Source organism: Psychrobacter piechaudii (assembly GCF_900162825.1).
GTDB lineage: Bacteria > Pseudomonadota > Gammaproteobacteria > Pseudomonadales > Moraxellaceae > Psychrobacter > Psychrobacter piechaudii.
Genome location: NZ_FUGE01000129.1, coordinates 1 through 22,471 on the forward strand (window position 1 = coordinate 1; position 22,471 = coordinate 22,471).

The 22,471-nt window shown below is 41.9% G+C and carries 19 protein-coding genes and 1 pseudogene; 13 read left to right on the forward strand and 7 right to left on the reverse strand.

The features are described from left to right. The 3 genes and pseudogenes from A1019T_RS06980 to A1019T_RS06990 all read left to right on the forward strand — a co-directional run. A pseudogene (locus A1019T_RS06980) lies at window positions 1-241 on the forward strand (transposase); the annotation flags it as partial. A 144-nt stretch (window positions 242-385) separates the two neighbouring features. After that, complete coding sequence (locus A1019T_RS06985) at window positions 386-712, forward strand: protein tyrosine phosphatase family protein (RefSeq protein WP_077451009.1); 327 nt, start codon at window positions 386-388, stop codon at window positions 710-712. 181 nt (window positions 713-893) lie between these two features. Continuing rightward, window positions 894-1,226 (forward strand): protein tyrosine phosphatase family protein, encoded by a 333-nt coding sequence (locus A1019T_RS06990; protein ID WP_077451010.1) that lies wholly within the window; start codon window positions 894-896, stop codon window positions 1,224-1,226. A 198-nt stretch (window positions 1,227-1,424) separates the two neighbouring features. On the opposite strand, the gene ahpF is transcribed toward A1019T_RS06990, so the two are convergent. Continuing rightward, the gene (ahpF, locus tag A1019T_RS06995; RefSeq protein WP_077451011.1) at window positions 1,425-3,002 is read right to left on the reverse strand and encodes an alkyl hydroperoxide reductase subunit F; all 1,578 of its coding nucleotides are present in this window, start codon (window positions 3,000-3,002) and stop codon (window positions 1,425-1,427) included. Window positions 3,003-3,468: 466 nt separating this feature from the next. On the opposite strand from ahpF, the gene A1019T_RS07000 reads away from it, so the two are divergent. Both A1019T_RS07000 and rnr read left to right on the forward strand, forming a co-directional pair. Further along, window positions 3,469-3,696, forward strand: a complete 228-nt coding sequence (locus A1019T_RS07000) for an HP1242/YdcH family protein (RefSeq protein ID WP_077451012.1) — start codon at window positions 3,469-3,471, stop codon at window positions 3,694-3,696. 436 nt (window positions 3,697-4,132) lie between these two features. Beyond that, window positions 4,133-6,469 carry a ribonuclease R gene (rnr, locus tag A1019T_RS07005; protein ID WP_077451013.1) on the forward strand — a complete coding sequence of 779 codons (2,337 nt, stop codon included), beginning with the start codon at window positions 4,133-4,135 and terminating at the stop codon, window positions 6,467-6,469. Window positions 6,470-6,657: 188 nt separating this feature from the next. On the opposite strand, the gene A1019T_RS07010 is transcribed toward rnr, so the two are convergent. Beyond that, a complete protein-coding gene (locus A1019T_RS07010) occupies window positions 6,658-7,413 on the reverse strand; it encodes an endonuclease/exonuclease/phosphatase family protein (RefSeq protein WP_077451014.1) in 756 nt (251 codons plus the stop codon). Between the two features lie 262 nt (window positions 7,414-7,675). After that, a complete protein-coding gene (locus tag A1019T_RS07015; RefSeq protein ID WP_077451015.1) occupies window positions 7,676-8,788 on the reverse strand; it encodes an AOC03_06830 family ribosome hibernation factor in 1,113 nt (370 codons plus the stop codon). A 407-nt stretch (window positions 8,789-9,195) separates the two neighbouring features. On the opposite strand from A1019T_RS07015, the gene A1019T_RS07020 reads away from it, so the two are divergent. Further along, window positions 9,196-11,340: a M3 family metallopeptidase gene (locus tag A1019T_RS07020; protein WP_077451016.1), complete on the forward strand. Its 2,145-nt coding sequence runs from the start codon at window positions 9,196-9,198 to the stop codon at window positions 11,338-11,340. A gap of 1 nt (window position 11,341) precedes the next feature. Next, entirely contained in the window at window positions 11,342-11,587 is a 246-nt protein-coding gene (locus tag A1019T_RS07025) for a YheV family putative metal-binding protein (protein WP_077451017.1), read from the forward strand. Between the two features lie 118 nt (window positions 11,588-11,705). On the opposite strand, the gene ettA is transcribed toward A1019T_RS07025, so the two are convergent. Further along, on the reverse strand, window positions 11,706-13,367 hold the full coding sequence (gene ettA / locus A1019T_RS07030) for an energy-dependent translational throttle protein EttA (protein WP_077451018.1): 1,662 nt from the start codon (window positions 13,365-13,367) through the stop codon (window positions 11,706-11,708). 375 nt (window positions 13,368-13,742) lie between these two features. Between ettA and A1019T_RS07035 the strand changes: the two genes are divergently transcribed. From A1019T_RS07035 to A1019T_RS07045, 3 genes are all read left to right on the forward strand, one after another. After that, window positions 13,743-14,024 (forward strand): GNAT family N-acetyltransferase, encoded by a 282-nt coding sequence (locus A1019T_RS07035; RefSeq protein ID WP_077451019.1) that lies wholly within the window; start codon window positions 13,743-13,745, stop codon window positions 14,022-14,024. A gap of 154 nt (window positions 14,025-14,178) precedes the next feature. Beyond that, on the forward strand, window positions 14,179-14,472 hold the full coding sequence (locus A1019T_RS07040) for a 4a-hydroxytetrahydrobiopterin dehydratase (RefSeq protein WP_077451020.1): 294 nt from the start codon (window positions 14,179-14,181) through the stop codon (window positions 14,470-14,472). A 264-nt stretch (window positions 14,473-14,736) separates the two neighbouring features. Further along, window positions 14,737-15,444 carry a metal-dependent hydrolase gene (locus A1019T_RS07045; protein WP_077451021.1) on the forward strand — a complete coding sequence of 236 codons (708 nt, stop codon included), beginning with the start codon at window positions 14,737-14,739 and terminating at the stop codon, window positions 15,442-15,444. A gap of 25 nt (window positions 15,445-15,469) precedes the next feature. Here A1019T_RS07045 and A1019T_RS07050 read toward each other — a convergent pair whose 3' ends face one another. After that, entirely contained in the window at window positions 15,470-16,681 is a 1,212-nt protein-coding gene (locus A1019T_RS07050; RefSeq protein ID WP_077451022.1) for an Lnb N-terminal periplasmic domain-containing protein, read from the reverse strand. A gap of 184 nt (window positions 16,682-16,865) precedes the next feature. Here A1019T_RS07050 and A1019T_RS07055 point away from each other — a divergent pair, with 184 nt between their 5' ends. Both A1019T_RS07055 and A1019T_RS07060 read left to right on the forward strand, forming a co-directional pair. Beyond that, window positions 16,866-17,756, forward strand: a complete 891-nt coding sequence (locus tag A1019T_RS07055; RefSeq protein ID WP_077451023.1) for a CBS domain-containing protein — start codon at window positions 16,866-16,868, stop codon at window positions 17,754-17,756. After that, window positions 17,746-18,741, forward strand: a complete 996-nt coding sequence (locus A1019T_RS07060) for a patatin-like phospholipase family protein (protein ID WP_077451024.1) — start codon at window positions 17,746-17,748, stop codon at window positions 18,739-18,741. The genes A1019T_RS07055 and A1019T_RS07060 overlap by 11 nt, the downstream gene beginning before the upstream one ends. Window positions 18,742-18,862: 121 nt before the next feature. Here A1019T_RS07060 and A1019T_RS07065 read toward each other — a convergent pair whose 3' ends face one another. Continuing rightward, entirely contained in the window at window positions 18,863-19,444 is a 582-nt protein-coding gene (locus tag A1019T_RS07065; protein WP_077451025.1) for a hypothetical protein, read from the reverse strand. Window positions 19,445-19,824: 380 nt separating this feature from the next. On the opposite strand from A1019T_RS07065, the gene argA reads away from it, so the two are divergent. Continuing rightward, window positions 19,825-21,147 carry an amino-acid N-acetyltransferase gene (gene argA / locus A1019T_RS07070; protein WP_077451026.1) on the forward strand — a complete coding sequence of 441 codons (1,323 nt, stop codon included), beginning with the start codon at window positions 19,825-19,827 and terminating at the stop codon, window positions 21,145-21,147. Between the two features lie 81 nt (window positions 21,148-21,228). Here the strand turns inward: argA and bamJ are convergent, their stop codons facing one another. Then, on the reverse strand, window positions 21,229-21,987 hold the full coding sequence (bamJ, locus tag A1019T_RS07075) for a BamJ family beta-barrel-assembly machinery protein (protein WP_077451027.1): 759 nt from the start codon (window positions 21,985-21,987) through the stop codon (window positions 21,229-21,231). Window positions 21,988-22,471 lie beyond the last annotated feature (484 nt).

Here is a 22,471-nt window from a genome sequence, read left to right on the forward strand (position 1 = left end):
AATTGCCTCTCAGGCTTGTACGCTCGTGTGGCGTATTATGCAAGCATCTGATAAACAGTCACAAGAGTTTGCTTTGTTTTTAGTGCGCCTCTCAGGTCGACAAATGAAACGCAGCAAACCAATAACCGCACCTGCTGTGATGGCAGGATTGTTCCAGTGGCTTAATTTTACCGAACTGGTAAATCATTATCCCCCTGACAAACTACGTGAATTCGCTGATGCCGCTAGTAAATTTGTGTAGATACCTATGCCCTGAAGTGGGTGGTTTTACGGCGACTGGTGCTAAAATATGCCTACAATAATAAAATAAGAGGCTGAGCTTAAAATGTTAAAATCAGGCTCACTAAATCCACATAATTTTATTTAGCGGACAAAAATTAATACCATGAGCGATTCTTTAACCATTTATAAGCAAATTTATCCTATTCAATGCTTGAAGCTTTCTGAAATGGGCTACCGTTCAATTATAAACGTTCGTCCTGACAATGAAGTGGAAAACCAGCCCTCAAGCCAAACGCTATGCTCAGCTGCAGAGCAAGCCAACTTGAATTACTGCTATATCCCTTATGATGAAGAGCGTTTAAGCTGTCGCACAGTAGCGCAGTTTGCTGAGCAATATCATAAGCTGCCCAAACCCATTATGTTATTTTGTGGCTCAGGGGCACGAGCTAAGTTGCTGTATCAAAGCGCTGTGATGCAAGGGCTGCTATAACTCAGCGCCTCAAAACTTAATACTGCATAATTTAAGCGTGGCTCATTTGAAGCAGCGTATATTCCTTAAAGCATTGATACTTATCTTGAACAATAAAACCCTCCCAAGCCCCTCTTATTTAGTAAAATAAACTGCAGAGTATCTATTTAAAAAAAGTATTTATTTAACAAAGGAAAAAGTTATGTCACATCAAGTGAGCTTTTCAGGTCAAATCACCCCAGAACAAGTAAAAGAAGTGGCCGCTCAAGGCTTCAAAACTATTATTAATAACCGTCCAGATGGTGAAGCCGCTGATCAACCAACCAGCGCCGACATTGAAGCGGCTGCAAAAGAAGCTGGTCTAGCCTACAAAGAAATCTCATTTGCAGGAAATGAATTAAACATGCAACATGTTGAAGATTTCGCTGATTATTTTAATCAAGCCGAGCAGCCCATTTTAATGTTCTGCCGTACCGGCAACCGCTCAAACGGCTTATATGAAGCGGCCAAACAGCGTGATATGTTAGACGACTAGTCTATCTAATATTTTCATAACCCTATTAACTGGCTCATACCGCTAACAGCTGCGCCCTTCCAAAACTTGGACGGGCGGTTTCGTTTATATCCTTTTCAAGGAAAAATATAGCTTAAAAAAAACCACCCCAACTATCACTAGCTGGGGTGGTTTTTGTGAGTTTAGAACCAATATTTCAGTTCCAATTTATCATCTGACTTATTGCATAACCAGGTATTCAAATGCTGATAATGCCGCTTTTGAACCCTCACCCATGGCAATGTTAATTTGCTTAAATGGTACGGTAGTCACGTCACCAGCAGCAAAAACGCCTTTGCGGTTGGTCTTACAAGCTTCATCGATTTCAATCTCGCCAAAGCGGTTCATCTCAACGAAGCCTTCGACAAACTCTGAGTTTGGTACCAGACCAATTTGTACGAACACCGCAGATAAGTCTTGCTCTTTGGTTTCGCCACTACTACGGTCTTCATAAACGATTGATGTCACTTTACCGTCAGTTGCTTTAATTTCTTTGGTCGCCGCTGAAGTAATGATTTCAATGTTTTGGGTTTGTTTGGCTTTATCAATTAACACTTGGTCAGCTTTTAGGCTATCGGCAAACTCAAAGACAGTCACATTTTTAACGATACCGGCTAAGTCTAACGCTGCTTCAATACCTGAGTTACCACCACCAATGACAGCGATGTCTTTACCTTTGAAGAAGGGACCATCACAGTGTGGACAATAAGCCACCCCGCTACCAATGTTTTCTTCTTCACCTGGAACGTTTAGTTTACGCCACTGAGCCCCAGTCGCTAGAATAATACTACGGGTTTCAAACTGCTCACCTGTGTTCAGATGAACGATATAGTTGTCATTGTCGGTTTCAGCTAACTCTTTTACGCTAACATGCTCTTTGATAGTAATCTCATACTCTTCTAAGTGCTTTTCAAAGTTTGCCGACAGCTCATTACCTGTGGTTAGTGGGACTGAAATTAAGTTTTCGATACTTTGAGTGTCTTTTACTTGCCCCCCAATACGATCAGCAATCAGGGTCACTTTCAGACCTTTACGTGCGCTATAAATCGCTGAGGCCACGCCTGCTGGACCCCCACCGATGACCGTCACATCTTGACGCTCTAGTTGCTCTACATCCTCTGCACTTGCCGCTAGCAAATCTGGGAATTCTTGCTGTAGCTTGTCGATAATGCGAGCCGTATCTACCTTACCGTTCAAGAAAGGTTTACCGTTTAGGAATACTGCTGGTACGCCCTGAATGTTATTGGCGGCCACTTGCTCTTGGAACAAGCCACCATCAATCATTTCATTGCTGATACCGTCGTTTAATAGAGCAAACTCGTTCAGCGCTTGCACAACTTCTGGACAGTTGTGGCAAGACAAAGACACATAAGTCTGGAATTGAAGTGGCTGACCAATACGCTTCACCATATTCTGAATACTTTCATCAAGTTTGATGGTATGACCACCCGATTGAAGAATGGCTAAGATTAACGATGAAAACTCATGTCCGCCTGGGATACCACTGAATACAATACCTGTTTCCGTCTCTTTTGAATCAATCTCAGTGGTAATTTTAAAACTGATAGGGCTAGGCAAACTATCGTCAGTAGTATTTTCATCAAAGTTAATCTTGTCACTGGTGCCTGCAATTTGTGTTAAAAAATTTACCAATTCAGCACGTTTTTCATGGTCACCACTACCAATCACAAAATTGATTGGACGGGTCATATTTTCACTGTAGCTTTTTACAGCATCTAATAAGCCTTGGTCTAACATATTGAACTCCTTATAGGATATTTTTATCTGATATGGTTATTTATATATCAGGTTTTTAAAATTTGTTTATAGCGAGATAGAGCACGTTTTATATAGGCCTTCTCTGCTGTTGATACTTATATTATCGAGTCTGCAGACCAAAACAACAAGCTGATTAAGTCAAACCTTGCGATTGATAAAACAAAACTAATAGCATTTATAGTTTTATAATACAAAACAATGAAAGCTGTTTTTACTAAGCTTTTAGGAAACAAAAAACCGGGATTTTACAGGTCATCAATATTGTAATTAGTGAGTAAACTAGCCATCTTAATTATGGTTTTTCTTAACTGATTTGGGTACAATTTAATTAAGACCAATAACAAAAATTTCTCTGCTTTCCACCCTTGGACCGTGGGTACATAAAGGATAACTTCCCTGTATTCATCGTCTTTATAATTCAAAAAACTACTGTAAGGATAATTCCATGTTTCATGAACACCGCAAGTTGATCTCTGAGCTTAAAAACACAGACCTATTTTTCCAAAAAATGTTCAAAGAGCACAATGACTTAGACACTAAAATTGATAAACTAGAAAACGACGTGGTTAAGTCAGTTAGCCGTGAAGAAGAAATCGAAGAAATGAAGCGTCGCAAATTGGCTCTAAAAGATGAAATCGGCCGTTATTTAGACGAGAAAAGCAAAGAACAATAAGCTGGCCTAAAGCAACTTACTGTTGAGCAGTGGGTATCCCATTCATAGCTTATAGCTTAATTTCGTTTATAAAGCCCTGCAATAATGTAGGGCGTTATCATTTATTGACAATCAAAAACTTTTGTTTACGTTAGTTAACCAGCACTATCATAGTTGTGCGTACTTATTAACTCTTTTTTTATGTTAATATAGCTTCGATAGGCATTAAATTGGCCTGTAAATACTTTTTAACCTCTTCTTTATATATCTTTATATAATAATTATTAATTTCTTTATATAATAATTATTAATCTTTATATAATAACTATTAATCTAACTGCCCTTTATTAGCTTGTTTTCTTATTATAAGAATAGCAACGAAACCAATAATCTCAGTCTAGTGACAACATTCAGTTGACTAGCATTACTCAAATACAAATAACTCATACGGTATTATATGACCTGGAACGATCCTAACGCACAACAAGAAGCTCAAAATTATGAAAACCCCATCCCTAGCCGTTTGCTTATTTTGCAAACTTTGGCAGATAAGGGCGAGCTTACTCACAAACAATTGGCTGAATCATTTGGTATTGATAATGAAGACCAATTTGATGCCCTTGGCAATCGCCTAAAAGCGATGAGTCGTGATGGCCAAGTTAACCGTGATGGTAGACCTTATAAATATCGCGCAGTAACCAAACAAGATGTGGTGACGGGTACTGTCTCTGCCCATGCAAAAGGTTTTGGCTTCGTCGTTTTGGATGATATGCCCGACTTATTTTTGCATGAAAAACAAATGCGCTGGGTATTCAATGGCGATACAGTGAATGCTATCGGCACTACCACCGATAATAGAGGCCGTACTGAAGGTCGCATTATTGAGGTCACTGAGCGTCAACAAACCCACTTTATTGGTACTTTGGAAAAAGATGATGAGGGCTACATCGTTAGTCTGTCTAGTCCTAACAACCATCAGCCAATCACTGTCGCTGCTGAAAACGTAGCAGCCTTAAATGCCAAACCTGGCTATCCGGTTAAAGTAGATATTATTGATTGGCCGACTCAGCACGAATTTGCGACGGGTAAAATCATCAATGTTATGGATGATGATAACGACCGCGAAGTGATTATTGAGACCACCTTACTCAACTACGATATCCCAAGTGATTTCGGTGCTGGTGTACTGAAGCAGGCCAATAGCTATAAAGAGCCCACTGAACAAGAGATGAAAGGTCGAACTGATATTCGTCATCTGCCTTTAGTGACAATCGATGGCGAAGACTCACGTGACTTCGACGATGCGGTCTATGCAGAGAAGCGGCCGGGTGGCAATTACCGTGTGGTAGTAGCCATTGCTGATGTCAGCCATTATGTTACTCCAAACTCAGCCTTAGATCATGAAGCGTTTGATCGCGGAACTTCGGTATATTTCCCACATCATGTGGTACCTATGTTGCCTGAAGTCCTATCTAACGGCCTGTGTTCATTAAACCCAGGGATTGACCGTCTATGTATGGTTGCTGACATTAAGCTGTCTCGTGCAGGCAATATTACAGGTTATGAGTTCTACCCCTCTGTTATGCACTCTCAAGCTCGATTGACTTACAACCAAGTCAACGATTACTTCGAGGGCAATATGGAAAATGTGCCTGACTCGCTAACCGGCAACAAAGACGTTAAGAAGTCTATCGACACCATGCACCAGTTATATAAAGTACTGGTTCAGAAGCGTGAAGAGCGTAATGCGATGGAATTTGAAACGCCAGAAACTTATATCAAGTTTAATGAGGAAGGCGGCATTGATGCCATTGTTCCCCGTACCCGTGGTGACTCGCATAAACTTATTGAAGAGCTGATGCTACTGGCCAATACCTGTGCAGCCAACTTCGCGCTAAAATATGAGCTGCCAGTTCTGTATCGTAACCATGATAAGCCTGATTCTGAGAAGTCACGTACGGTGCACGAATATGCGAAGAATTTTGGTATCGGTTTCCCAGAAGAGAACCCCACTCAAGCAGACTATAAACGTATTATTGAAGCTACCAAAGATCGCCCAGATGCGGTGAGTATTCACAGCATGCTGCTGCGCTCTATGATGCAGGCCAACTATTCGCCTGATAATATCGGTCACTTCGGTTTGGCGTATGATGAGTATTCACACTTTACTTCACCCATTCGTCGCTACCCTGATTTGATGCTACACCGTGCGATTAAGGCTAAAGTAACCGGTAAGAAGCAACCAGAAATGGACTTTACCCTTGAGGAAGCCGGTCAGCGAACCTCAGATACCGAACGCCGTGCCGAAAAAGCCTCTCGCTTTGTCGAAAGCTGGTTGAAGTGTCATTACATGAAAGACCATGTTGGTGAAGAGTTTGATGGCGTGGTTACCACCGTGACCAGTTTTGGGTTATTTATTAACCTAACTGAGCTGTTTATCGACGGATTAGTGCACATTTCTAATGTGGGTAAAGACTTCTTCGTTTATGATGAAAAACAGCAACAGCTCATCGGCCAAGATAGAGGCACTGTCTATGGTCTAGGGGATTTGGTGCGTATCAAAGTGGCCGCGGTCAATATGGACCTATTGCAGATTGATTTTGAGCTGATCGCTAAGCTTAAAGCCAGTGCGATGAACCAAACCAAAAAAGATGGTAACGGCAACGGCAACGGCAACGGCAAATCAAAACAGACCAATAACAAGCCTAATAATAACGGTCAAAGCAAAGGCTCTGATGACAAAAAACCTTCTCGCCGTCGTAATGGCCGAGGCCGTGGCAAACCTAAGCCATAGGGTTGGTTTATAACTGAAACTTGCTTGAGCGGATAATCTCAGCTCAGTAAGGCCAATAAAAAAAGAGCTGTCCAGTTTGGGCAGCTCTTTTTTTGGTTATTGGTTAGCCATTAATACCTAGCGAATCAAAGGATAATCAAATGATAGCTACTTTGACAGCCAAGGTACTTTGACCACAAAACCAGTGCTTATAAATAAAGCTCAGCACTGATTGGCAGATGATCAGATAAAGAGGACCAAGGTTTGCCTTTGTTCACCCAAGCCTGCTTGATTTTTAAATTACGCACATAGATACGGTCTAAGCTAAGTACCGGAAGCTTAGCAGGATATGTGGGCAATAACTTATTATGCATTTCCATAAAAACTTCGGTCATATTCAGCTCATCTGCTAATTTCTGACACGAGACTTTTTTCCAATCATTAAAATCACCGGCCAATATTAAAGGACGATTTTGATCAATAGTATCGTTAACATAAGCTGCAATCGCTCGATACTGCTTTTCCCTGTCATTCTCAAGTAAGTTTAAGTGAGCACAAAGCACCACAACAGGCTCAGGCCAACCCAGAGGCCATACCTCACAATGAAGCACCCCTCTTTGTTCAAGCTTATTCACAGTAATATTAATATTATGTTTGGGGTCTAGCGGATGACGGCTCAATACCGCATTGCCATGATGACCATTGTTATATTCTGAGTTTTTGCCATAGCTATGCCGACAGTCCAAGAACTCACCAAACCACTCATGCTGCGACTGGTTCGGATATTCGTTGTACTTGACCATACGCTTTAGATTCTGACCCTGCACTTCTTGTAGGCACAGAATATCAGGATTAATATCTTTTAAAGCTTGACCAATTTTTTGGGTGACTACTTGGCGATTCAGCGGTGACATACCTTTATGTATGTTATAGGTAGTGACCGTTATGCTATTTGAATTAATCATTATAATTTTCTTATTATGTGACAATATACCTATAATCTTAGAGTAATTAGAGGCTAAATTAAACCCAGTTTTTGAGCAAGATGCGTTGCTTAATGCTTTATATTGTTAGTAATTATTATTATATTGCTAAATAGGGCTGTGCCATCTACAACCTTGTTTACTTATAAAGTAGGATAAAAAAAACACTGATAGAAATCAGTGTTTTTTTTGGCCAAATCCGGCATAGTAAGTGCTGAATTTAGCGATAATTGATCAACTAATTTTAGTAACGAGTTACTAAAGCAATTGGCAGGTCATCACCCATAATGTCTTGTGGCATAAACACTACTTTACCGCCATTATGAATGACGTGCTCGATAATATCACTTACCGCATCATCAGTTACACCTTCTGCTGCTGGATCATCAGCTAAAACTAAGGTTTGAGCTTTTTCATCAATCTTAGCGGGCTGCATATAGCCTTTACGAAGATATAAAGTCTCTCCTGCACCCTGGAAAGCTGAACGATAAATTTCTTGTAAGTCAGTACGTAGCATATCTGCACCACGGGCTTTATCGATTTCGCCTAAAGCTTCTTTGTGTAGTGTAGTACGATACTCTTCTACCGCTTCTTGTACGCCATCAACGATATGTTGTGCACTGCCCTCTTCTAGATCCGTAACATTTGACACGGCACCAATAATGTTCTCTGGACGGTCACACACTTCTTTATAGTAACTGATATTGCGGTTATCACCTACGATAACTAGAGGCATTCTATGCTCACCCCATAGCTCTTGAACACTCTTATCCACACGGTTAAAGTATTCTTTCAGATAGCTATTTTCGTTATTCGCTGAGCGATCTGATCCACCGTCACCTGTTTTATATAAGCTGTTATTCTCAATTGGGAACGGGATGTTCTCCATGTTCTTTTGCGCTTCGTCGTTCTGATCGAATTCTTTAACCACGCGGTTGTTAGCCGCTTCGATAAGACGAGCATGATCACGACCTAATACCACCACATAGTAGTGAACCGCACTCGCCATATCGCGAATTAAGTCACGAGTAGCAAAACGTTCATCAACGATTACACGCTCTTTGGCATCAAATGGGAAGCGTATAACTTGCACATCATCGGTGCTTGCAAAGATAGCCAAAGTGTCTAAGTTATAGTTATGATTTAGATCATCTGTTTTGGCATGGATTTTTTCTAAAATAGTAGCCGCTGTGTTTTTGTCGTATTCATCAGTAATACGCTCTTCGGCAATTTTAAGCTGGTTTTTTAAAGCAATAGGATCTTGTTCGTTATCTGGGTGTTTACGGTGAGTCTTTACAAAGATACTTACTGCTGGTTTTGCTGTAATCTCACGTAAGCTTTTTAAAGTTGCTTTCATACAAATTATCCTTTTTTAGTTTATTTATTTTATTAAAATTTATTAAACGTTCTATCTATGGCCAGCTACTACTATATAGGATTATTGTTGACTCTAACTGCCGTAATATTTTAGTTATTGGCAGTTCTTTTTTAAGTCACATTAAATTCTATTTATAACCGTATATTACCAATAGAATTCCATACTTACTATATGGTTATTGTCGGTTCTTGTCATTGTTATGTAACAAATTTTAACGGGTAAAAGAAACACGGTCTCCGACAAAAGGTTGCTCCTAAAAAAGACCGCTTCCTAGAAACAGCAGAGACTGCTCTAAATTATTGAGTAGGCCATAAATGCCTTGCAATATTGAGACTTAGACACAATAGTTATTAGTACCTTCACTTTTTATAATTATGGACTTATTTATGCAAACCCCTTCGAAAGTTACAGAGATGGATCCAAATTTAAAGTTGGTCAATTTTAATCAAGTCAGTCCTGAGCAAATCAAAGCGCAGGTAGAGCAAGCCATAGAAGCTGGCAATGCTTTTCTAGATGGCTTAGATAACGAGACAGAGTCTCCTAAACAAGCACAACAGGCCTTATCAGACATTATTGAGTTTGATCATATTGGGCTGGGCTTAGATCGTAGCTGGGGCATTTTGTCTCATCTAAATAGCGTCATAAGTAATGATGCCATTCGCGAAGTTCACCATGAGATACTGCCCTTATTGTCAGCTTTTGGCACTCGTGTGGGCCAAAATAAGCCGCTATATACCCGCTATCAAACCATTAAAAATGACAGTGAATTCTTTGCTAGCTTAGAGCCTGCCCGCAAACGCGCCATAGAACTGGCCATTCAAAGTTTTGAGCTGTCTGGGGTGGCGTTAGATGCTGACAAACAAAGCGACTATGCTGACATTCAAAGTCAATTATCGACTCTATCCGCTAAGTTTTCGGACAATATTTTGGATGCCACTCAAGCCTATGCCTTGCCTTTAAAAGAAGCACAGCTTGCTGGTATTACCGAAAGTGGCCTGGCCATGCTAAAGGCAGCTGCTGAGCAGTATATCGCCAAACAGTCAGAAGCTGGGGAGCGGGTAGAAGATAAGCCTGACTATGTGGCTACGCTAGATATTCCCGTCTATTTGGCGGTGATAACCCATGCTGATGACCGTAATCTGCGTGAAACTTTGTATAAAGCCTATGTTACCCGTGCCTCAGAGCTTGATAATCACAAAAATAGCAAACAAGAGTCTTTAGATAACAGCCAAGTCATGGCTGACATTTTGACCCTTCGCGCCCAAAAATCTGAGCTGCTAGGCTTCAACAACTATGCCGAAGTGTCTCTGTCTCGTAAGATGGCAGACAGTGTCGAACAAGTGGAAAGCTTTTTACGGGACTTGGCTGAAAAAGCCACTCCTGCCGCCAAACGTGATTTGGAGCAGTTAAAAGCAGAAGCTAAAGCTCATGGTATTGATAATATTGAGCCTTGGGATACCGCTTATCTAGCAGAAAAAGTAAAACAGGCCCAGTTTAATTTATCGCAAGAAGAAATCCGCCCTTACTTCCCTCTACCTAAGGTCATTGATGGACTGTTTAGCATTGTGAACAAGCTGTTTGGGGTTCGTGCGGTTGAGCAATCGGATAAAGTAGCGCTGTGGCATGAAGATGTGCGTTTTTATCAGCTATTTGATAAAGATGACAGTCTCATCGGTGGCTTCTACTTCGATTTATACGCCCGCACCGGTAAACGCGGCGGCGCTTGGATGAGCGGATTTCAAGCCCGTTATGAGTATGCAGGTGATTCAGATAAGACTTATAGCCAGTTGCCTGTGTGCTTTATGGTGGGTAACTTTACCCCACCCACTACCGATAAGCCAAGCTTATTAACCCATGATGAAGTACTAACCTTGTTCCACGAGTTTGGTCATGGTCTACATCATCTATTGACCGAAGTAAGCATTAGCGATGTGGCCGGCGTCAATGGCGTGGAATGGGATGCGGTTGAACTGCCTAGCCAGTTCCTAGAAAACTGGGCCTGGGGCTCAGAAGGCATTGCGCTTATTAGTGCTCATGTCGATAGCGGTGAGCCTTTACCTAAATCACAGCTTGAAGCGCTGCTTGCGGCCAAGAATTTCCAAAGCGGGATGCAGACCCTGCGTCAAATTGAGTTTGCCTTGTTTGATTTATTACTGCATGCCAAATCCCCTGCCCCTGATTATCAAGGTATTTTGACCACCTTAGATAAAGTGCGCCAAGATGTGGCTGTCATGGAAACACCCGATTACAACCGCTTTGCAAACGGCTTTAGCCATATCTTCGCAGGTGGGTATGCGGCTGGATATTACTCTTACAAATGGGCAGAGTTGTTGTCTGCCGATGCCTTTAGTCGCTTTGAAGAAGAGGGCATATTTAATGCCGATACAGGTCAGGCTTTCCGTGACAATATCTTAGCTGTGGGGGGCAGCTTGCCCGCCAAGACCAACTTTGAGAATTTCAGAGGCCGCGAAGCCAGTATTGAAGCCCTACTTCGCCATGGCGGTTTCGTTGAAAATGATGAGGTGGCTTAAAATGCGCTATCAATCTACTCGACCAAAAAGACAGTTTTTGGCAGGCGTGAGTTGCCCGAAATGTCAGACCATGGATGCAGTCGTTCAGGTTCAAATATTTGAACCCGAAGCCGATGAATACATCGAATGTACTCACTGCGGGCACATCGAAAGACGGCCTGACCCTGAAGAGATCATAGAGAAAAATAACTTAGCCAATGATGCCATGTCCACCGGCACTTCAGGCACGGTTAAGTTTTTAGACTAGATTAAATCTTAGCCATAAAAAAGCCAGATACTGACTTAGTATCTGGCTTTTTTTATTGTTAATTATAAAGGACTCAAGCAAATGCTTAATCAAGCTTTAGGTTTTTTAGACCCTATAATTAGCTTGTGATTTTTTTGTACTTCATGCGTTTAGGTCCCGCATCGTCACCCAAAGTTTTCTTACGATAAGCTTCGTACTCTGAGTAGTTACCGTCATACCATACTGGGCCTTCTGGCTCGAATGCAAGGATGTGCGTAGCAATACGGTCAAGGAACCAGCGGTCGTGCGATACAACCAATACTGAGCCTGGGAAAACCTGAATCGCATCTTCAAGCGCCCGTAGGGTTTCTACGTCTAGGTCGTTTGATGGCTCATCCAGTAAGATAACGTTGGCGCCCTGTTTTAGCGTTTTCGCTAACTGCAGACGGTTACGCTCACCACCTGATAAGTTACCTACTAGCTTCTGCTGATCTTGGCCTTTAAAGTTAAAGCGACCAATGTAAGCACGACTTGGGGTTTCATAATCACCCACTTTAATGATATCCAGACCATCAGAAACTTCTTCCCAAACGGTCTTGCTATCATCTAAGTTATCACGCACCTGACCAACATAAGCGACTTTCACGCTCTCACCGAGCTCTACTGTGCCTGTGTCTGGTTTATCTAAGCCCGTCATCATGTTAAACAGTGTGGTCTTACCCGCACCGTTAGGACCAATGATACCTACGATCGCCCCTGGTGGTACTGTAAAGCTAAGGTCTTCATACAACAGACGGTCACCAAAAGATTTTGAGATGTTGTTCACCTCAATTACTTTGTTACCTAAGCGAGGACCAGGTGGAATATAAATTTCTGAAGTTTCGTTACGCTGCTGGAATTCTTTTGAGTTAAGCTCTTCAAAGCGCTGAATACGAGACTTAGACTTAGCCTGCTGACCTTTTTGGTTTTTACGTACCCATTCAAGCTCTTTTTTAAGTGCTTTAGCAAATGACTCTTCTTGCTTCTGCTGCTCTTCAAGACGCTTATTCTTCTGCTCTAGCCACTCAGTGTAGTTACCTTCATAAGGATAACCATAGCCGCGGTCAAGCTCTAGAATCCACTCAGCTACGTTGTCTAAGAAGTATCTATCGTGGGTAATGGCAACGATAGTACCACTAAAGTTCTTCAAGAACTGCTCTAGCCACGCTACAGACTCAGCGTCCAAGTGGTTAGTAGGTTCGTCAAGAAGTAGCATGTCAGGACGTGATAACAATAGGCGACAAAGAGCCACACGACGCTTCTCACCCCCTGATAGTTTGCTGACATCAGCATCCCAAGGTGGCAGACGTAGCGCATCCGCCGCTTTTTCAAGCTGTGTATTTAAGTTATGCGCATCCCAAGCTTGGATGATGTCTTCCATCTTACCTTGCTCTTCAGCCAGCTTATCAAAGTCAGCATCAGGAGCGGCATATTCAGCATAGATTTCATCAAGACGCGCTAGCGCATCTAGGGCTTCACGCATACCGTCTTCAACGTTGCCACGCACATCTTTGCTGTTGTCCAGCTGCGGCTCTTGTGGCAGATACCCAATCTTAATACCTGGCTGCGCACGTGCTTCACCACTATACTCAGTATCCACGCCCGCCATAATACGTAATAAGGTCGATTTACCCGCTCCGTTAATCCCTAAAACCCCGATTTTAGCGCCAGGGAAAAAAGACAAACTAATGTCTTTTAAGATTTCACGCTTAGGCGGAATAATCTTTGAAACCTTGTTCATGGTATAAATATATTGTGCCATTAAGACTCCATTATCATTGTTAGGCCTTATAAAAAAGCAATTAAAAAAACTATTAAAAATAGAATATAGAATTACCTAGCATTATCGCATATTGGCCTACAGTTATCATCTTATGTTGTGATTTTACTGCTATTAAGTGGCTTATTGAGGGTTATCATTCACTTAACGCTATAAGCCGACTCTGGTTTACGTTAGCGTCCAAAAGTTATAACAATATACTGCATGATTTTAAGTGGTTTATGCTAAAGTGATTATTACCCGTATACCTATTGGAAAATGGCTAACTCACTACTCTTTATGTGTTAAAAACATACAAAAACAATTAACCCTATAAAGACTATGAGTAAGCCCACTTAATTCATTAAGGAGTCATTTATGAAACAAGCTATTAACATCACTCATAATACTAATAAAAACTGCTTTGAAACCACAATTGAGGGTTCTACTGGTTTTATCAGTTATCAAGACCAAGGCGATAGCCTCGTTTATGATCACACCATTGTTCCTACGGAGCTTGGCGGTAAAGGAGTGGGGTCAGCATTGGTTAAGCATGCGCTAGATTATGCCCGTAGTGAAAACAAAAAGGTGGTCCCACAATGCTCATTTGTGGCCTCCTACATTGATAAGCACGAAGAGTATAAAGATCTATTAAAATAAGCTTATTAGATTAAAAGGGCTGATAAAAAGTTTAAGTAATGACAAATATTTATACCTCACAATCTGCATAAAATATATAATATACTAGAGACTGTTTTAGCAGTTCTCTGATATATGATTCTAATCATATTTTTGACTTATTTAGGAGGGCTTTATGAGCCATCTCACCGACGCTCAAGTAGAGTTACAGTTGCAGAGTTTAGAAGGCTGGCGCAAAGAAGGTAATGCTATTATTAAGACCTTTATTTTCCATGACTTTGTAGAAGCGATGAGCTTTATGGTTCAGGCTGCATTTCGAGCCCAAGAGCTAGAGCACCATCCAGAATGGACTAACATTTATAATGAAGTTCACGTGCGCCTAACCACCAATGACTTAAATGGCATCTCAAGCCATGATATTCGTTTGGCTAAGCGCATGGAAGAGATCTTACAACAGAAGACTTTTTAAGCTATAGCACTGAGCTGATCGAAATCTGCTACTAAACTTTAAAGTGGCTCATAGCCTAATTTAACTTGGCTCATGGCTTAACTTAAAAAGGTAACCTAGCTCGTCAGCTCACATCCCACTAAATAAGCAAATAGGCAGCTTTCACTACCACGATAGCTGCCTATCTTATTGTTGGGATTATTAGTCATTAAAGGCATTACCTTTAAGGCACCACAATTCACACCACAATTCATTTTATTTAGACAATCAGTAGGTTAACAATACGTGGCAAATTTTAGAACCCACCTCACTGGCGGCTTTGCAGTCAGTGGGATTTTGGGCTTAGTGACCTATAAAGCAGGTTTGGTAAACGCAAACGAGTTTTTGATGTGTGTCTTAGCTGGCACCGTTGGTGGCTTGCTTCCTGACATTGACTCAGATAATTCTATTCCCATAAAAATGGGGTTTGACTTAGCCTCATTGGCAACGGGATTTGCGTTAATTATCCATTGGCGCAGTGAGTTGTCGCTGCTGTCTATGATACTGCTTTGGGTAGTGGGTTATCTGATAATGCGCTACGTGGTTTTTTCGATCTTTACCAAGCTCACGGTACACCGCGGCATTATTCACTCAGTACCTTATATGTCGGTACTGGCCCTAAGCCTAACCTGTGTTAACTACTACTTATTAGACACCTCCTCGATAGTGAGCTGGTTTTATGGAGCATTCTTATTTTTAGGCTCCATGATTCATCTAGGATTAGATGAGGCTTATAGTGTCGACTTACTCAATCGCCGTTTGAAACGCTCCTCGGGCACAGCGATGAAGTTTTATAAAGACTCGCAGCGCTACTACTACCTTGGTCTGTATGCCATTTTGCTGATGTTTATTTTTATTGCGCCCCCTTTTGATCCCTTCTTTCGTAAGATTAATGACCCCATTACTTGGTGGTTAATTAAGGACTCTTTACTCCCCGAGGTACTAATGCGCTAGGCTCAATTCAATATGGGCTAATGCCTTAAGGCATTAACTTAGGTTGCGGCAGTCCTTGACGCACTTTTTCTGGATAGGCTTCTGGATCTTGGTTGTCCTCAAAGCTAAAATTAGCCACTTTAGGATTAATATGAGCATGGATATACCACTGCTCCATATCCCATTGATGAGCTTTGCCATCGAGCTGTTCAGGGAGCAGTCCTTGATCATATAAATAGTTTGGCACATAGCCTGACATCAAGATTCGATAATCCCAAGGAAAGTCCGTCGCATCAATGGCACGCGCCATATCAAAAATAACCGTAGTACAGTTTCTGATTAACGTGTTATACCACTTAGGCGCTTGTTGCAGCTGGTTTGCTTGCTCTAAATAAGCCCTAAACAGTTGCTGCACTTGCGCCTGACTTAAGCCTTGGATAGGAAACATATAGACTTGCTCACCGCGTACATTACTGCGAGTGTAGACAATATCTCTTTCTTCTGAGGCAACAACCACCATCTCAAATTGCTTTACAAAGCCCCCAAAAGCGGAAAAAGACTCATCTTCTTCTTTGCGTATCTCGATAGAAAAACTCAACGGACGCTCATCTTCAAATCGAAAGCTTAATAAGGTATGTCCAATCTGCTCTCCCATCCAATAAGAGTTGATGATATCCACACCGCTAAGCTTACTAAGATCAACAGTTCGTTCGCTCCAGCGCTCATTTACCACCACATCTTGGCCGCCCTTTTCTACCGCTTTGTAGTAGTAAGGCTGTGTTGGCTGCACCAGCTTCTCGGCCCCAGGTGCTCGCTCCCAGTCAAAGTCTCGTACGTTGTGAAAGGTAATTAAATTAGGATTGCTCTGGCTTTGGGTAAACTGTAAGACTTGACTGACTTCCGGCATCCAAGGTCGGTCTTGTTTGGGGGGTAACCAAGCAAACCAAATGGCCAGTAACGCTGCTAATGAGACAAATCCTGCCAGCCATCTTTGCCAATATAAGCTTTGAGTTAAGCTAGATATTAAAGTGATAAGGCTAAGGACTGCAATGAGGACTAAGGTTATGCCACGTAAAATTGGATAATCTGCTAAATGTACCCAAAATATAAGCCCTGCCCATAAAGACGCTATTAATAGAGTTAAGGAAAATAAAATCTTAGCCGTAATAACCGCAGCTTTTTTTGCTGCGCCAGGTGAGGCTGTACTAGAAGAAGGTAAGGTATTGTTTTTATTACTAAGTGTGCTGTTATTTGACATAAGTATGGTTGCCCCAAAAGCTTTATTGGGGTAAGTGTATTTTAGTCGATATAACTTAGCAAATTATGCAACACAGGGACAATACAAAATAGGCATCAAAATATTGGGGTTTGGCGTTGAATATAAATCTTCCTTGGGATAAAGTGAGAGCAACTAAATAACCATACGAGGTGATACTCCCCCCATGTCTGATGACAATTCTGGCACAGCCAGCTGGTCGATGCGAGGCCTAAAGCGCTGGTTAAACACTGCCCCTGAAACTCGTGATGAGTTGATAAAACTGGTACAAGATTCGCATCAGTTTTTAGAGCCTGATACCGTAGATATGCTTGAAGGTGTGCTGGATTTGCCTGCTACTCAAGTTCGTGAAATTATGACCCCACGGCCACAAGTCGAAGGCGTTCGTGAACATGACACGTTAGGCGATATCATGGATATGATTATGGAAACCAATCATTCCCGTTATCCAGTATTTGACAGCCAGGACGATGACGCTGTCATCGGCATCCTATTGGCAAAAGACTTAATCCCGTTATTGGTTAATACCATCCGCCAAGAAGAAGGGGTTGATACTTCTTTTCGCTTAAAGTCATTGGTCCGTCAACCCTTGTACATCAGTGAAACGGCACGCTCAGACACCTTATTACGCTCCTTACAGCGGACCCAAGTACATATGGCCGTAGTGGTAGATGAGTTCGGTAACATGGTGGGTGTGGTCACTATGGAAGATTTACTGGAAGAAATTGTTGGTGATATTGTCGATGAACATGACGATTTCGACGAAGACAGTGATATTAACAATATCATTCTGCATCCAGAAAAACCCAATACTTGGATTGTACAAGCCTCTACTTTAATTGAAGACTGTAATGAGGAGTTACACACCAATTTTGATGATACTGATGTCGATACCATGGGCGGCCTAGTCATGCAGGAACTTGGTTATGTGGGCGACTTAGAAGGCGAGCAGGTGGTTACTCAGGGCTGGAATATTTCAATCCTTGATGTTGAGGGTCGATTTATTAAACTGCTTGAATTGACTCCTGTGGCTGAAGATTTATACAATGAGGACTAACTACGTCGCCCCTCACCTAGCTTGGTTGGGGCTCTCGGCGCTACTATTAAGCGGCTGTAGCAGCCTAGCCACCGATCCCCAGCCAAAAGGTGCTATCTCTCGACCGACTGCTCCGGTGATTGCCCTAGTCTTGGGCGGTGGCGGTGCAAAAGGTTATGCCCATGTGGGGGTAATCAAAGCGTTAGAAGCCAACCACATTACACCAAATTTAGTGGTTGGCACCAGTGTTGGGAGCTTCGTGGGTAGCATTTATGCCAGTGGCAAATCAGCAGCTGAGTTAGAATCTATTGCTGTGACCACAGCAGATAGTGAGCTGACTGACTTTACTCTGTCTTACCAAGGGATTATCGAGGGTCAAAAGCTTCGCAGCTTCGTTAATACCCAAGTCAACAATAAGCCGATTCAAGCCTTTCCTATTAGCTTTGCAGCGGTAGCTGCTGAGAAACACAGCCTAAAAAAAGCGGTATTTACTGAAGGGGAAGCCGGCTTAGTAGTACAAGCTTCTAGCAGTGTGCCCAATGTATTTATAGCCCCTCGTATTCCTGACCCAAAAACCTCTGGACAAATTGGCAAAAAATACATCGATGGTGGTGTGGTCAGTATGGTCCCAGTTGATGCGGCTAAGGCTTTAGGAGCAGACCTGATTATTGCTGTAGATTTGCAAGCCGGCAATACCTCTCAAACTGCAACTACGCCCAGTAACAGCATCTGGTCGCTTATTGAACAAGGCTATGGTGGCTATAGAAATAATAGCTCTGCTACTAGCAATAAGTCTGGTCCTTATACCCAGAATTATGAAGCTATCAATAACGCTGAGATAGCTCGGGCTGATGTCGTTATTCGTCCTGAGGTTAGTAATATAAGCTCTATTATCACCGTGAATCGTGAACAAGCGATCGCTGCAGGGGTCAAAGCCACTGAACAAAAATTACCTGCAATTAAAGCCGCCATTGCAAAAGCTCAGGCCGACTACTACCAGCAATAAGCGGTGCTCTGTCATAGACTCTAAACAAAATTTGCTTAACTAAAAAAGAGGCCCACAATATTGTGGGCCTCTTTTAGATTTAGCGTTAATTGCTTAACTCTTAGTAAGGGTTTTCCCTAAATTAACGAACCACAGCACGGTACTTAACCACTGCGGTTTCATTTTGACCTAAGCCTTCGATGTTCCAACGTACGTGCTTATAGAACTCAAGAGGCACATCTTGCATTTGACCATCAATACGAGCGCGTAAGGGCACATGACTGAAGTTCTGACCATCAACACTTGCATAAGCCGTCTCTGGAGAAAGTTTACCCACCAGTTTCACCTCTTCAGGGATACTCATCGTTACCACCATATTGCGCATACGATCTGAGCTACTATTGGTGAAATAGCTATGATACTCAATCACATTACCCTTTCTTAAACGAGTATTGGCGTCGATAGGCTTTAAAGCAGGTTGACCTTGGGCATCAACACTCACTAAGGCAGCTACCGTCTTAGTAGTTAGCTTACCGGCCTGATTGGTTTGACCTTGCTGCATAACCGCAGCATTTTGGGCATTGCTTGGATTGCTCATTTCAGGCTCTGGCGTCGGTAACATCGCTTGGGCGCTTAGACTACCTGCCAGCATTAATGAGGCAATAGCAGTCTTACTAGCTAGCTTAGAAGCCAATTTAGCGGGAGTTGAAGCATGAAATTTCATAAGATACCTTTCCTTTTTATGTGGGGTTATAAAGTGTTAATAAAATCAGTATACAATTGAGTCCTTAGCCATGCCAGCCACAGTATGGCTACCCTAAAGACCTTATGCCCATTTTGTCCATATCATTCTCGGTCAATAAAGTGAGATTAGCTGACGGACTCTATCTCTTCAAGTTATACAAACAACTTCAATATAAATTTAACAGCAAATTCAAAACAGCTAGTATGCAATAAATTGGCGTAACTGTCTGTATTAAGCTGTATCAAGTCAGTTGCTTCACTTTGATTAGTAAAATAAAGATAGCCCAAGTTGGCATTTTTTGCTATCGTAAAAGCGTATATTTTCTTACTATTCGCCTTAAGCCTATTGTGATATTTAATATGAATGACACTGCTATGCCACAAATAACTCCTGACTATGTCCATTGGTTCCGTAATTCCGCTCCATATATTAACACCCATAGGGGTAAAACATTTGTCGTTATGTTTGGCGGTGAGGCGGTCAACCATCCTAATTTTAGCAACTTAATTCATGACTTTGCGTTACTGCATAGCTTAGGTATTAAGCTGGTCTTAGTCCATGGCGCTCGTCCACAGATTGAAAAAAACCTCTCCCAACTTGGCATTGACTCTCCTTTACATAAAGACATTCGTGTCACGCCTCGTGAAGCCATGCCTACTATTTTAGAAGCTGTGGGTGCCATTCGCCTACAAATTGAAGCCCAGCTTTCTATGGGTTTGGCCAACTCCCCAATGTATGGCTCGCGTATTGATGCCGTATCCGGTAACTTCGTCACAGCGAGACCTTATGGGGTCAGAGATGGGGTTGACTACCAAATGACAGGGGAAGTGCGCTCTATTGATGTAGAGGCCATTAAAAATAACCTACTCCATAATCATATAGTGATCTTAGGCTCCATGGGCTACTCTGCCACTGGCGAGATTTTCAACCTGCTGGGTGAGGATGTGGCCTTAAAAGCTGCCGTGGCACTTAATGCCGATAAACTGATCTTCTTAGGCAGTGAAACAGGCATCAATGAAGAAGGTCGTCTGCTTCATGCTATGATTCCAAATGAAGTGGATCGCTTCTTAAGAGATCGCGATCTAGATCGTGAAATTTATTACTTCCTACACTGTGCCGCCCAAGCTTGTCGCGAAGGCATTCACCGTACTCATATCATCTCTTACGCTCAAGACGGTGCTTTATTAGAAGAGCTGTTCACCCGCGATGGCTCTGGCACTCTAATCAGCCACGATCCTTATGAAGAAATTCGCCGAGCCACCATTGATGATGTGGTGGGCTTGATTGAATTACTATCTCCTTTAGAGGAGCAAGGCATTTTAGTACAGCGCTCTCGTGAACGTTTGGAGCAAGAGATTGAGTTTTATAGTGTTATTGAACGTGATGGTATGATCTTAGGCTGTGCTGCCCTATACCCCCTAGATGAAGATTCCGCTGAGGTCGCCTCTATTGCCATCCACCCCGACTATCGTAATGGCAGTCGTGGCGCTGATTTATTGGCCTTTTTAGAACAGCAGGCCCGCAGTCATGGTCGTCATCACCTATTTGCTTTAACCACTCGGACCGCGCACTGGTTCGTCGAACAAGGGTTTGTCGAAGTCAATGCAGACGCTCTACCCGAGCCTCGCCGCACCACTTACCATAATGGCCGCAACTCTAAAGTTTTTAAAAAGAAACTGTAATCCCTAGTTTCTAGCCAAAAAAACACCTGCTGTAAAAGCAGGTGTTTTTTTATGAGCATTACAATTTTGTTGGTAATACTTTTATTGAGCAGGTTGCTCAGGCATCTTAGGGTTAACTTCGATCATTTCTACTTTGAAGATTAAGGTGCTGTTAGGATCAATACCGGCATTACCTGTTTCACCATAAGCCAGATCCGCTGGAATATATAGCTCATAAGTACTGCCTTCTTTCATCAGCTTCAAGCCTTCAGTAAAGCCTGGAATCATTCCCTCTACCGGGAATATAACTGGCTCACCTCTGTCATACGAGCTATCAAAAACGGTACCATCAAGCAACTTACCTTCATAGTTGATTTTAACCATTTCGCTACCAGCAACCGGCTTACCTGTCCCTGCTTTAAGCACTTTGTACTGTAGACCAGAAGCTGTAGTTTTCACGCCTTCTTTTTTGGCGTTTTCTGCTAAGAATTTATCACCGGCTGCTTTGTTGGTGACTGCATCTTGCTTCATCTTCTCCATCATTTCAGCTTGTTTCTTTTCTTCGTACTTGGTCATAACCTCTTGCATTTGCTCTTTGGTTAAAACCGCTTCTTTGCCGTCATATGCATCGCGAAAACCCATCTCAAAAGTATCTAGGTTTAAATCATCTAATGACTCTTTGTAACTTTCGGCAGTAGCATAACCAATGCTGTAACCTACTTTTTCAAGGTCCGTACTCTTTTCAGTAACCGTTGAACTTGAACTGCTTTGGTCAGACTTGTTGCCGTTATTGGCGCAACCAAAAGCAAGAGTACTGGCTAGGGCTACTGCTAAAAACTTAGGGATCATTACTTTATTCATATATAAACTCTGTTGTAGTGGGAATAATCAGCTAATAAAGCGGACTAATATTTAAATCAAATGCTAAGAGATTATGTTTTCTACAATCTATTTCTATAGCTGACTGTGTTTTCACTTAATCCTGCTATTTTAACGGTTATCGTAAAAAGTATCACAGGACAATTGTAATAAAAATGACTTTATATGTTTCTTATAATATTGGAGCAAGTAGTTAATATTGGAACACATTGTAGCAAAATTGTAGATTAATCACCATGAACCGCTTTTACTTTGTGCTTATACTGTATAGAGAACGTTAATAAACTTGGGATATGTCACAACTTCTCACATAACTTTAAATTTTTATGAATAAAAGCTATTTATTATTGCTGTCTAATCCGATAAAGTGGTTTCGTCAACTAACTTTATTTTATGCTAGACCTAAGTCACCGCTAGATGCCATAAGAGGCAAAAGGCTTTGGCTTATTAACTGGTGTAAAAAGAT

What these genes read in the sequence shown, in the direction of transcription:
- ahpF (WP_077451011.1), bottom strand. Translation starts at nt 3,002, where the DNA reads ATGTTAGACCAAGGCTTATTAGATGCTGTAAAAAGCTACAGTGAAAAT.
- ettA (WP_077451018.1), bottom strand. Translation starts at nt 13,367, where the DNA reads ATGGCACAATATATTTATACCATGAACAAGGTTTCAAAGATTATTCCG.
- A1019T_RS07020 (WP_077451016.1), top strand. Translation starts at nt 9,196, where the DNA reads ATGCAAACCCCTTCGAAAGTTACAGAGATGGATCCAAATTTAAAGTTG.
- argA (WP_077451026.1), top strand. Translation starts at nt 19,825, where the DNA reads ATGAATGACACTGCTATGCCACAAATAACTCCTGACTATGTCCATTGG.
- A1019T_RS07050 (WP_077451022.1), bottom strand. Translation starts at nt 16,681, where the DNA reads ATGTCAAATAACAGCACACTTAGTAATAAAAACAATACCTTACCTTCT.
- A1019T_RS07015 (WP_077451015.1), bottom strand. Translation starts at nt 8,788, where the DNA reads ATGAAAGCAACTTTAAAAAGCTTACGTGAGATTACAGCAAAACCAGCA.
- bamJ (WP_077451027.1), bottom strand. Translation starts at nt 21,987, where the DNA reads ATGAATAAAGTAATGATCCCTAAGTTTTTAGCAGTAGCCCTAGCCAGT.
- A1019T_RS06985 (WP_077451009.1), top strand. Translation starts at nt 386, where the DNA reads ATGAGCGATTCTTTAACCATTTATAAGCAAATTTATCCTATTCAATGC.
- A1019T_RS07010 (WP_077451014.1), bottom strand. Translation starts at nt 7,413, where the DNA reads ATGATTAATTCAAATAGCATAACGGTCACTACCTATAACATACATAAA.
- A1019T_RS07000 (WP_077451012.1), top strand. Translation starts at nt 3,469, where the DNA reads ATGTTTCATGAACACCGCAAGTTGATCTCTGAGCTTAAAAACACAGAC.
- A1019T_RS07060 (WP_077451024.1), top strand. Translation starts at nt 17,746, where the DNA reads ATGAGGACTAACTACGTCGCCCCTCACCTAGCTTGGTTGGGGCTCTCG.
- A1019T_RS07035 (WP_077451019.1), top strand. Translation starts at nt 13,743, where the DNA reads ATGAAACAAGCTATTAACATCACTCATAATACTAATAAAAACTGCTTT.
- rnr (WP_077451013.1), top strand. Translation starts at nt 4,133, where the DNA reads ATGACCTGGAACGATCCTAACGCACAACAAGAAGCTCAAAATTATGAA.
- A1019T_RS07055 (WP_077451023.1), top strand. Translation starts at nt 16,866, where the DNA reads ATGTCTGATGACAATTCTGGCACAGCCAGCTGGTCGATGCGAGGCCTA.
- A1019T_RS07040 (WP_077451020.1), top strand. Translation starts at nt 14,179, where the DNA reads ATGAGCCATCTCACCGACGCTCAAGTAGAGTTACAGTTGCAGAGTTTA.
- A1019T_RS06990 (WP_077451010.1), top strand. Translation starts at nt 894, where the DNA reads ATGTCACATCAAGTGAGCTTTTCAGGTCAAATCACCCCAGAACAAGTA.
- A1019T_RS07025 (WP_077451017.1), top strand. Translation starts at nt 11,342, where the DNA reads ATGCGCTATCAATCTACTCGACCAAAAAGACAGTTTTTGGCAGGCGTG.
- A1019T_RS07065 (WP_077451025.1), bottom strand. Translation starts at nt 19,444, where the DNA reads ATGAAATTTCATGCTTCAACTCCCGCTAAATTGGCTTCTAAGCTAGCT.